At 57.4% G+C, this 10,415-nt stretch carries 10 protein-coding genes and 1 tRNA gene; 4 read left to right on the forward strand and 7 right to left on the reverse strand.

The genetic code is table 11. The features are described 5' to 3' along the window. The first annotated feature begins 25 nt into the window (after positions 1–25). From mprA to leuA, 4 genes are all read left to right on the forward strand, one after another. Complete coding sequence (gene mprA / locus ABLU88_RS26815) at positions 26–556, forward strand: transcriptional repressor MprA (protein ID WP_004104785.1); 531 nt, start codon at positions 26–28, stop codon at positions 554–556. Positions 557–688: 132 nt separating this feature from the next. Beyond that, positions 689–1,861 carry a multidrug efflux MFS transporter periplasmic adaptor subunit EmrA gene (emrA, locus tag ABLU88_RS26820; RefSeq protein ID WP_049082122.1) on the forward strand — a complete coding sequence of 391 codons (1,173 nt, stop codon included), beginning with the start codon at positions 689–691 and terminating at the stop codon, positions 1,859–1,861. A gap of 15 nt (positions 1,862–1,876) precedes the next feature. Then, positions 1,877–3,415 (forward strand): multidrug efflux MFS transporter permease subunit EmrB, encoded by a 1,539-nt coding sequence (gene emrB / locus ABLU88_RS26825; RefSeq protein WP_004123984.1) that lies wholly within the window; start codon positions 1,877–1,879, stop codon positions 3,413–3,415. 144 nt (positions 3,416–3,559) lie between these two features. Continuing rightward, positions 3,560–5,236 (forward strand): 2-isopropylmalate synthase, encoded by a 1,677-nt coding sequence (gene leuA, locus ABLU88_RS26830; protein WP_025107291.1) that lies wholly within the window; start codon positions 3,560–3,562, stop codon positions 5,234–5,236. Here the strand turns inward: leuA and ABLU88_RS26835 are convergent. From ABLU88_RS26835 to ABLU88_RS26865, 7 genes are all read right to left on the reverse strand, one after another. Further along, positions 5,215–5,982 carry a helix-turn-helix transcriptional regulator gene (locus ABLU88_RS26835; RefSeq protein WP_014839297.1) on the reverse strand — a complete coding sequence of 256 codons (768 nt, stop codon included), beginning with the start codon at positions 5,980–5,982 and terminating at the stop codon, positions 5,215–5,217. The genes leuA and ABLU88_RS26835 overlap by 22 nt on opposite strands. Before the next feature lie 54 nt (positions 5,983–6,036). Further along, a complete protein-coding gene (luxS, locus tag ABLU88_RS26840) occupies positions 6,037–6,552 on the reverse strand; it encodes an S-ribosylhomocysteine lyase (protein ID WP_004104795.1) in 516 nt (171 codons plus the stop codon). 165 nt (positions 6,553–6,717) lie between these two features. Then, positions 6,718–8,274, reverse strand: a complete 1,557-nt coding sequence (gene gshA / locus ABLU88_RS26845) for a glutamate--cysteine ligase (RefSeq protein WP_025107290.1) — start codon at positions 8,272–8,274, stop codon at positions 6,718–6,720. 66 nt (positions 8,275–8,340) lie between these two features. Continuing rightward, the gene (locus tag ABLU88_RS26850; RefSeq protein WP_025107289.1) at positions 8,341–8,769 is read right to left on the reverse strand and encodes a YqaA family protein; all 429 of its coding nucleotides are present in this window, start codon (positions 8,767–8,769) and stop codon (positions 8,341–8,343) included. Next, a complete protein-coding gene (gene yqaB / locus ABLU88_RS26855; RefSeq protein ID WP_014226508.1) occupies positions 8,766–9,332 on the reverse strand; it encodes a fructose-1-phosphate/6-phosphogluconate phosphatase in 567 nt (188 codons plus the stop codon). Before yqaB ends, ABLU88_RS26850 begins: the two co-directional genes overlap by 4 nt. Before the next feature lie 127 nt (positions 9,333–9,459). After that, positions 9,460–9,774 (reverse strand): BON domain-containing protein, encoded by a 315-nt coding sequence (locus ABLU88_RS26860; protein WP_004853477.1) that lies wholly within the window; start codon positions 9,772–9,774, stop codon positions 9,460–9,462. 318 nt (positions 9,775–10,092) lie between these two features. After that, positions 10,093–10,169, reverse strand: a tRNA-Arg gene (locus tag ABLU88_RS26865). Positions 10,170–10,415: the final 246 nt, after the last annotated feature.

Consider the following 10,415-nt stretch of genomic DNA (forward strand, 5'->3'; position numbering starts at 1 on the left):
TGTAATTAATGAGGTCATAACCAAAATGGATAGTTCGTTTACTCCCATTGAGCAAATGCTCAAGTTCCGCGCCAGCCGTCACGAAGACTTTCCTTTTCAGGAGATTCTGCTCACCCGTCTTTGCATGCATATGCAGGGAAAATTGCTGGAAAACCGCAACAAGATGCTGAAAGCGCAAGGGATTAACGAGACATTGTTTATGGCGCTGATCACGCTCGAGTCTCAGGAAAACCACAGCATTCAGCCTTCCGAGCTGAGCTGCGCGCTGGGCTCTTCGCGTACCAACGCCACGCGCATTGCCGACGAGCTGGAAAAACGCGGCTGGATTGAGCGCCGCGAAAGCGATAACGATCGTCGCTGCCTGCATTTACAGCTTACCGAAAAGGGGCATCAGTTCCTGCGCGAAGTGTTACCCCCGCAGCACAACTGCCTGCATCAACTCTGGTCTTCTTTAAGCACCAGCGAAAAAGATCAGCTCGAGCACATCACCCGTAAGCTGCTTGGTCGCCTTGACCAAATGGAAGAGGATGGCGTGCTTGCGGAGTCTCTGCGCTAAGCGCGGAACCAACCGCTCAACAATTTTTCTGGATTGACAAGGAAAACGGACAGGCCAGCAGATCTTCTGCTGGCCTTTCTGATAAACAGGTCGGCTCAGCCGATGTGAAATAATAAGATCGTGGAGAATAACATGAGCGCAAATGCGGAGAGCCAAACCCCGCAGCAACCGGGCAACAAAAAAGGGAAACGTAAAGGCGCCCTCCTGCTGCTGACCTTGCTCTTTATTATTGTTGCCGTGGCATACGGGATTTATTGGTTTTTGGTACTGCGTCACTTCGAAGAGACCGACGACGCGTACGTGGCAGGGAATCAGGTACAAATTATGGCGCAGGTGTCCGGCAGCGTGACGAAAGTCTGGGCCGACAACACCGACTACGTGCAAAAAGGCGATCCGCTGGTCACCCTCGACCAGACCGATGCCCAGCAGGCGTTTGAAAAAGCGCAAACCCAGCTGGCCGCCAGCGTACGTCAAACGCGCCAGCAGATGATCAACAGCAAGCAGCTGCAGGCCAGCATCGACGTGAAAAAAACCGCGCTTTCCCAGGCGCAGACCGACCTTAACCGTCGTATTCCGCTGGGGGCCGCCAACCTGATTGGCCGCGAAGAGCTGCAGCACGCGCGCGACACGGTTGCCAGCGCGCAGGCCGAACTGGACGTGGCGATTCAGCAATATAACGCCAATCAGGCGATCGTTCTGGGCACGAAGCTGGAACAGCAGCCTGCGGTGCTGCAAGCGGCCACCGAAGTGCGTAACGCCTGGCTGGCCCTGCAGCGGACGAAAATCGTCAGCCCGATTAGCGGCTACGTTTCACGTCGCTCCGTACAGCCCGGCGCGCAAATCAGCAGCACCACCCCGCTGATGGCCGTCGTGCCGGCGACCAACCTGTGGATTGACGCCAACTTTAAAGAAACCCAGCTGGCGCACATGCGTATCGGTCAACCGGCCACCGTGATCAGCGATATTTACGGTGACGATGTGAAATACACCGGTAAAGTGGTCGGCCTCGATATGGGCACCGGTAGCGCCTTCTCGCTGCTGCCCGCGCAGAACGCCACCGGCAACTGGATCAAAGTGGTTCAGCGCCTGCCGGTACGTATCGAGCTCGATGAAAAACAGCTGGCAGAGCACCCGCTGCGCATCGGCCTTTCGACCCTGGTTGAGGTGAACACCACCGACCGCGGCGGCGAGATGCTGGCAAGCCAGGTGCGCAGCTCTCCGGTTTACGAAAGTAATGCCCGCGAAATCGGCCTTGAGCCGGTCAATAAGCTGATAAACGACATCATCCAGGCCAACGCCGGATAATTCGGGGTGAGCGTAATGCAACAGCAAAAACCGCTGGAAGGCGCGCAGCTGGTCATTATGACCATTGCGCTGTCGCTCGCGACCTTTATGCAGGTGCTGGACTCCACCATCGCCAACGTGGCCATCCCCACCATCGCCGGTAACCTTGGCTCATCGTTGAGCCAGGGGACCTGGGTTATCACCTCGTTTGGGGTGGCGAACGCTATCTCCATTCCGATTACCGGCTGGCTGGCAAAACGCGTAGGTGAAGTGAAGCTGTTCCTCTGGTCGACGGTGGCGTTCGCCATCGCCTCCTGGGCCTGCGGCATGTCAAACAGCCTGACGATGCTGATTTTCTTCCGCGTGATTCAGGGGATCGTCGCCGGTCCGCTGATCCCGCTGTCGCAAAGTCTGCTGCTCAGCAACTATCCGCCCGCCAAGCGCTCTATCGCCCTGGCGCTGTGGTCAATGACGGTGATCGTCGCGCCGATTTGCGGCCCCATCCTCGGCGGCTATATCAGCGACAACTACCACTGGGGCTGGATCTTCTTTATCAACGTGCCGATTGGCATCGCCGTGGTGGTCATGACGCTACAGACCCTGCGCAACCGCGAAACCCGCACCGAGCAGCGGCGGATTGACGGCGTTGGCCTGGCGCTGCTGATTATTGGTATCGGTAGCCTGCAGGTGATGCTCGACCGGGGTAAAGAGCTGGACTGGTTCGCCTCAAACGAGATCATCATCCTGACCATTGTCGCGGTGGTGGCGATAAGCTTCCTGATCGTCTGGGAGCTAACCGACGACAACCCGATAGTCGACCTGTCGCTCTTTAAGTCGCGAAACTTCACCATCGGCTGCCTGTGTATCAGCCTCGCCTATATGCTCTACTTCGGCGCTATCGTGCTGTTGCCGCAGCTACTGCAGGAGGTATACGGCTATACCGCCACCTGGGCCGGTCTGGCCTCGGCCCCGGTCGGGGTGATCCCGGTTATCCTGTCGCCGATTATCGGCCGCTTCGCGCATAAGCTGGATATGCGTCGGCTGGTCACCTTTAGCTTTATTATGTACGCAGTCTGTTTCTACTGGCGCGCGTGGACCTTCGAACCGGGTATGGACTTCGGCGCCTCGGCGTGGCCACAGTTTATCCAGGGCTTCGCGGTGGCCTGCTTCTTTATGCCGCTGACGACCATTACGCTGTCCGGCCTGCCGCCGGAACGGCTGGCGGCGGCATCGAGCCTGTCGAACTTCACGCGTACCCTGGCGGGCTCCATCGGCACCTCGATTACCACCACCATGTGGACGAACCGCGAGGCGCTGCACCATGCTCAGCTTACCGAATCGGTGACGCCGTATAATCCCAACGCCCAGCAGATGTACGATCAGCTGCAGGGATTAGGGATGACGCAACAGCAGGCGTCCGGCTGGATAGCGCAGCAGATAACCAACCAGGGGCTGATTATCTCCGCCAACGAAATTTTCTGGTTCTCGGCGGCGATATTTATCCTTCTGCTCGGGCTGGTGTGGTTTGCCAGGCCGCCGTTTAGCGCCGGGGGCGGCGGCGGCGGCGCGCACTAAGGTTTGACCTGAAGGGATCTGCGGATCCCTTTTTTATTGCCCAACACGCAGGTTGTCCGGTTTACGCTAGTTGATGTCCAGTTCGCTGGAGATGCCTTTTCGCTCTGTCATGCACGATGAAGATCCGCTAAGAAGGAGAAAATCATGCTGACTCAACCCGGTGAAAAATACCGTCCCTATCCGCCGATTGCCCTGCCCGACCGCCGCTGGCCGGAGCAAAAAATAGCCCGCGCCCCCCGCTGGCTCTCCACCGACCTGCGCGACGGCAACCAGGCGCTGGCCGAGCCGATGGACAGCGCGCGCAAGCTGCAGTTCTGGGACTTGCTGCTGGAGTGCGGATTTAAAGAGATCGAGGTGGCATTTCCCTCGGCCTCGCAAACCGATTTCAACTTTGTGCGTCAACTGATTGAAGAACGGCGTATCCCGCAGGATGTGACGATTCAGGTGCTGACCCAGGCGCGGGAAGATTTAATCCTCAGGACCTTCGAATCGCTGCGCGATGCCCACCGCGCCACCGTTCACCTCTATAACGCCACCGCTCCGCTGTTCCGCGAGCTGGTTTTTGGAATGAACAAAGCGCAGGTGGTCGAGCTGGCGACCCGCGCCACCCGGCTTATCCGCCAGCAGTGCGAACAGCAGCCGCAGACCCGCTGGCAATACGAGTATTCCCCGGAAACCTTCTGCTTCACCGAGCCGGAATTCGCGCTGGAGATTTGCGAAGCGGTGGCGGAAATCTGGCAACCCTGCGCCGAACGGCCGATGATTATCAATCTGCCCGCGACGGTAGAAGTGAGCACGCCTAACGTTTATGCCGATCAAATTGAGTATTTTTGTCGTCACTTCTCGCGCCGCGCCGATGTGTGCATCAGCGTCCATCCGCATAACGACCGGGGAACCGGCGTCGCCAGCGCGGAGCTGGCGGTGATGGCCGGCGCCGACCGCGTCGAAGGCTGCCTGTTCGGCAACGGCGAACGCACCGGTAACGTCTGTCTGGTGACGCTGGCGATGAATCTCTACAGCCAGGGCGTCGATCCCCGGCTCAGCTTCTCCGAGATGAACCGGGTGGTCGAAATTGTCGAAAGCTGCAACCAGATCCCGGTTCATCCGCGCCACCCGTGGGCGGGAAGCCTCGCCTATACCGCCTTTTCCGGCTCGCATCAGGATGCGATCAAAAAAGGGTTCGATGCCCGCCGGCCCGGCGATCGCTGGGAAATGCCCTATCTGCCCATCGACCCGCAGGATATCGGCTGTAGCTACGAGGCGGTGATCCGCGTCAACAGCCAGTCCGGTAAAAGCGGCAGCGCGTGGCTGATTGAGCAGAATCATGGCCTGAAGCTGCCGCGCGCGCTGCAGCAGGATTTTAGCCTGCACGTTCAGCACGAAACCGATACGCATGGTAAAGAGATGACCCAGAACGCGCTGTGGCAGCTGTTTCGCGCCCGCTACGGACTTCTGCCCCAGCCGCCGCTTGCGCTGCTGGATTACCAAAGCGATAGCCAGCAGGACGGCCAGCTTTCTCTGCAGGCGACCCTGCGCATCGCCGGTGAAACGCGACGACTGCAGAGCCGCGGCAACGGCCTGCTGTCCGCCGCCGCCAGCGGGCTGAGCGGCCTGTTAAACCAACACATCGTGATTAAAGATTATCATGAACACACCCTCGGCGAACGTAGCGACAGCCGTTCAGTGGCCTATATTCGCTGCGTCTTCCCGAATGGCGACAGCCGCTGGGGGGTAGGAATTGATAGCGACGTGGCGCGCGCCTCGCTGCAGGCGTTGTGCAATGCGATGAGCGCAGGCCATTACGCCGGCGAGCGGAAGTAGTCGCTGGGGGCAACGCCTATCACCCGGCGAAACATGGCGCTAAAAGCGCTATGGCTGCCGTAGCCGAGATCCAGCGCCACCCGCAGTACCGAATGCCCCTGTGCCAGGCGAACCAGCGCTTCCATCAGCTTCGCCCGGCGCACCCACTCGCTCCAGGTGAGCGAGGTCTGCTGCTGAAAATGACGATTCAGCGTGCGCTCGCTCATGCTGCTCTCCTTCGCCGCCTCGGCGCTGCTCCAGGGTTCGCCGGGCGCTTCTCTTACCTTCTGGCATAAACGGCGCAGCGCTTCGCTTTGCGGCTCCGGCAGGCCAAACGGCAGCACTGCCATGCCGCGAATTTCATCGAGGATCAGTTCGTAAATGCGTTCATCGCGGCTGCCCGGCGCGTAGGATTCCGCCAGCGTCAGCGACGCGACGATCAGTTCACGCAGCAGCGGAGTCACCTGGACTATCTGGCAGGATGAGGGGAGATCGGCCCGGGCAAGGGGATCGATAAACAGGGTTCGCGCGGCCGCGACGCCGGTCACCCGTAGGGTATGCGGCGTACCGGCGGGCAGCCAGACGCCACGCCCCGGCGGCACAACCCAATAACCCTGCGCGGTTTCCACCCGCACCACGCCGCTGAGGATATGCAGCAGCTGGGCGCAATCGTGCTGATGCCAGGGTTCGCTATCGCCATGGGCGTAATCATGGGCAAAAGGCACCAGAGAACGGTGTTGAAAATTGAAGGTTAAAGTCGTCGACATCGCGGCGTCAGGGAGTAGCGGCCCGACGCGGTTCGCCGGGCCGTGGCAGAAGCACTAGATGTGCAGTTCTTGCAGTTTTTCTTTCGGCAGCGCCAGCTCATCGTTGCTGTTGACGCGGACATCGCGCTCAATAATATGGCGAGCGATTTCCTGAGCTTCCTCCAGCGAGTGCATGGTGTAGGTTCCGCACTGATAAACGTTCAGCTCCGGGATCTGATTCTGATCTTTCACCTTCAGCACGTCGGCCATCGCCGCTTTCCAGGCATCCGCGACGCGCTGCTCGTCCGGCGTACCGATCAGGCTCATATAGAACCCGGTGCGGCAGCCCATCGGAGAGATGTCGATAATTTCCACACCGTTGCCGTTCAGGTGATCGCGCATGAAGCCGGCAAACAGGTGCTCAAGGGTGTGAATGCCTCTTTCCGGCATCACTTCCTGGTTTGGCACGCAGAATCGCAGATCGAAAACGGTGATTTCATCGCCGTGAGGCGTGTTCATTTTCTTCGCGACACGCACCGCAGGCGCTTCCATTCGGGTATGGTCGACTGTGAAACTATCTAACAACGGCATTCTTCACCTCCGATAGTGATTTTTTTTAAAATAAAATGAACTCTTTTTGAGGCCGCGAGTCTGAGTATATGAAAGACGCGCATTTATTATCATCATCATCCCTGAATCAGAGATGAAAGTTTGGCCACAGTGATGTGGCCGTTTTCTTTTTTACGGCTCGTAAAACTACGCGTGCCTCGCCAGTAGCGCTTCAAACGGCTCGCTATCCGCCGCCTCCACCTTCTTCTGACGCTGTACCGATGCTTCACGCTCGGCGACAAAATCCGCTTCGCTTAAAATTTCCAGCGGCTCTTCGCGCAGCATCGTCCGATACCGATCGGCCAGCTCTCTGCCGGTACCGCCAATCCCCTCTTCAAGCATAGAACGCAGAATGCGCGCCGAGAAGGTTAATTCCGGGTTATCGAAGCAGGCGACCAGCTCATCGCAGACCTGCTGATAGGCCTGGCATCCGTGGATGCTATCCAGCGTTTGCGCCACGCGGCGTAAATCGCGGAACAGATCTTTGCCGACCTGAGCCAGCGGGAACTGAGCGGTTTCGCAGCCAATACCCAGCGTCAGGCCCGGCTTACGGCCTTCCAGAATCACCCGATTCCAGTTGGTGCGCGTGCACAGCAGCTCGTCGCTGCTCATCTCCGGCGCATCGGCCAGCACGCACCAGACCATAAACAGATCGAGGAAACGCACCTGCTGCTCATCAACGCCAATCGGTGAGAACGGATTGATATCCAGGGAGCGAACTTCAATGTACTCAATACCGCCGCGCAGCAGCGCGTCGGAAGGCGTTTCGCCGCTGCGGGTCACGCGTTTCGGGCGAATCGGCGCGTACAGCTCGTTTTCGATCTGCAGCACGTTGCTGTTGATTTGCAGACGCTTACCGTCTTTCTCCAGCCCGATATTTTCATACTCTTCGGAAGGCGTTTTAATCGCCCGCTTCAATCCTGCCACATACTCGTAGAGATCGTTAAACGTAATTCCGAGATTGCTTTGCGATTTATTGGTATAGCCCAGATCGCTCAGACGCAACGAGGTCGCATAAGGCAGGTAGTACATGCCGTTGCCGGCTTTCTCAAACGGCAGCGCCGTCGGTTTGCCCTGCAGGAACGATGAGCAGATCGCCGGAGAGGCGCCGAACAGGTATGGAATAACCCAACCAAAACGGTAATAGTTGCGAATGGAGCGGAAATAGCCCGCGGAAATCGCCTCTTTACCGCTTTCAGCATCCTCAACGCCGCACTTAGCCTGCCAGAAAGCCATCGGCAGCGAGAAGTTATAGTGCACGCCGGAGATGGTTTGCATCAGCGCGCCGTAGCGATTTTTCAGCCCTTCGCGATACAGCGTTTTCAGGCGGCCGATATTAGAGGTACCGTACTGCGCCAGTTCAATATCCTGGCCGGGCGCGATATAGCAAGGCATGCTCAGCGGCCACATCCGCTCGTCGCCAATATGGCGTGCGGTATAGCGATGAACATCGCGCATGAGGGTGAGCATATGCTGGATATCGCCATCAACCGGCGTAATAAATTCCAGCAAAGCTTCGGCAAAATCGGTGGTAATCCATTTATGAGTCAGCGCTGAACCCAGTGCCTGCGGATGACCGGTAGTGGCCAGCGTGCCGTCAGCGTTGACGCGCAGCGTTTCGCGTTCAAGACCACGTTGAATACCCTGCAGCGCCTGCGGATTTTTTTCCAGCCAGGCCAGCGCCTGTGATACGTCCGGGATCAATTTGACCTCCCGCCTGTCGAAATCGTTTGAATTAGCATAATTGTAATGGTTGAACCGTCAGTCCAATTAGTGCCACCACGTCATGCCCTGAAGCGTTATCGCCGCAATGACGATATAGCGTAATGCTTTGCCAAGGCATAAAAAAAAGAGCACTGGTCCCCAGGAAATGCGCATCCATCCCGCCAGTAAACACAGCAAATCGCCTATAACAGGCGCCCAGCTTAATAATAGCGTGACCGCGCCGTAACGCCTCAGCCAGCCGGTCGCCTTCTCCTGCCAGCGCGATGTCTTGCGCAGCGGAAACAGGCGCCCCAGAATAACGTTAGTTACCCCTCCAAGGCTATTACCGATTATTGCTATTAAAACCAGTAACCACGGCTGACTCACTCCCGCCAGAAGCATGGCGATCAACACCACTTCCGAGTTACCGGGAAGCAGCGTGGCGCTTAAAAAGCTGCTGGCAAACAGCGATATCAGCGACAGCGCGTCGCTCACAACAATCGCACGTCCACGGCATCCATTCCGGCGCGCTTCGCCGCCTGCAGACCGAAGTCCGCATCTTCAAAGACCACGCATTTTTCCGCCGCAACGCCCATGCGCTCAGCGCAGAGTAAGAAAGTATCAGGAGCGGGTTTATGGTTGGCGACATGATCGGCGGCAACCACCGCCGAGAAGTAGTGACGCAGGCCCAGATGGGCCAGCAGCGCTTCAGCAACGGCGCTCTCGCTGCCGGTACCGACTGACATCGGACGACGACCGTGCCACTCTTTAACCACTTCAATCAGCGGCAGAGGACGGACGCTATCAAGCAGCATCGCTTTCACCGCGTCCGTCTTTTCCCGCGCCAGAAGGTGAGGATCTAAATCAGCCTGGTTTAATTCGATAATGGCCTGAGCAATCCGCCAGGTTGGAGAGCCGTTAAGCGCGACCATAGCCTGCATATCAAAACGCATACCGTAACGTCCGAGAACCTCGTTCCATGCCTTACGATGCGTCGGCTCGGTATCGAGGATCGTGCCATCCATATCAAAAATCAGTCCTGCATAACGTTCGTACATCGTCTTCTCACCAACCGGTTAAGGAGGTCTTACTGTAACGCAAAAGGTCAGGTTTGTCGCTGCCAGCGGCAGATGCGACAAGGGCGCTCGAAGGCGCCCTTGTCGATACAGATGCAATCTGATGCGTTTATTTGATTCTTAAATCGTTCTCCACCACGCGAACGCCCTGCACTTTTCGCGTCACTTCTACCGCACGTTTAGCGCTTTCGGCGGATGAGACAAAGCCGCTCAGCTGTACACGACCTTTAAAGGTCTGGACGCTAATTTCCGAAGACTTAATCTCTTTATCATTGAAGAGCGCGGTTTTGACTTTGGTGGTCACGACGGTATCGTCAATGTACCCACCAGTACTTTCCTTTGTGGACGAACCTGCGCAGCCCGCCAGCGATACGGCGACCAGAAGCGTCGCGCAAAACGCAGATATTGCTTTGAACCATTTCATGGATTTCTCTCCTTGCACTTATCTCACCCAAAATCAGATCGATATACAGGAATAAATTATAGTGGAAAGAGGGAGTTGCCAATGAAAAAAGTGCTGAAGAATAAGGTGAATGATTGCGCTTAAGGGGTTTTGAGGCAAGGAGAGTGGCTGGCCGTGAAACAACAGCGTGGCTGCTATCTCGGAGAAGATGGTGCATCCGGGAGGATGACTCACTGGGTTCGCCCTTCGGGCCGTTGCTGAAGCAACGTTATCCTCCCTGGCGCTGGCGATTATCTCGCAGACCATGGAACAACAGCGTAGCTGCTATCTCGGAGAAGATGGTGCATCCGGGAGGATTCGAACCTCCGACCGCTCGGTTCGTAGCCGAGTACTCTATCCAGCTGAGCTACGGATGCATCGGGAAACTTGCTTTACTGCCGATATTGATACCGCTGCTAAAGCCGTATCAAGTAAGAGATGATGCATCCGGGAGGATGACTCACTCGGTTCGCCCTTCGGGCCGTTGCTGAAGCAACGTTATCCTCCCCGGCGCTGGCGATTATTTCGCAGACCGTGAAACAACAGCGTCGCTGCTATCCTGGAGAAGATGGTGCATCCGGGAGGATTCGAACCTCCGACCGCTCGGTTCGTAGCCGAGTACT

Source organism: Klebsiella sp. GW_Kp182 (assembly GCF_040062275.1).
GTDB classification, from domain to species: Bacteria; Pseudomonadota; Gammaproteobacteria; order Enterobacterales; family Enterobacteriaceae; genus Klebsiella; species Klebsiella michiganensis.

Bases quoted from the DNA above. Each gene is read 5' to 3' on its own strand.
- mprA (WP_004104785.1), top strand. From the start codon at position 26: ATGGATAGTTCGTTTACTCCCATTGAGCAAATGCTCAAGTTCCGCGCC.
- emrA (WP_049082122.1), top strand. From the start codon at position 689: ATGAGCGCAAATGCGGAGAGCCAAACCCCGCAGCAACCGGGCAACAAA.
- emrB (WP_004123984.1), top strand. From the start codon at position 1,877: ATGCAACAGCAAAAACCGCTGGAAGGCGCGCAGCTGGTCATTATGACC.
- leuA (WP_025107291.1), top strand. From the start codon at position 3,560: ATGCTGACTCAACCCGGTGAAAAATACCGTCCCTATCCGCCGATTGCC.
- ABLU88_RS26835 (WP_014839297.1), bottom strand. From the start codon at position 5,982: ATGTCGACGACTTTAACCTTCAATTTTCAACACCGTTCTCTGGTGCCT.
- luxS (WP_004104795.1), bottom strand. From the start codon at position 6,552: ATGCCGTTGTTAGATAGTTTCACAGTCGACCATACCCGAATGGAAGCG.
- yqaB (WP_014226508.1), bottom strand. From the start codon at position 9,332: ATGTACGAACGTTATGCAGGACTGATTTTTGATATGGATGGCACGATC.
- ABLU88_RS26860 (WP_004853477.1), bottom strand. From the start codon at position 9,774: ATGAAATGGTTCAAAGCAATATCTGCGTTTTGCGCGACGCTTCTGGTC.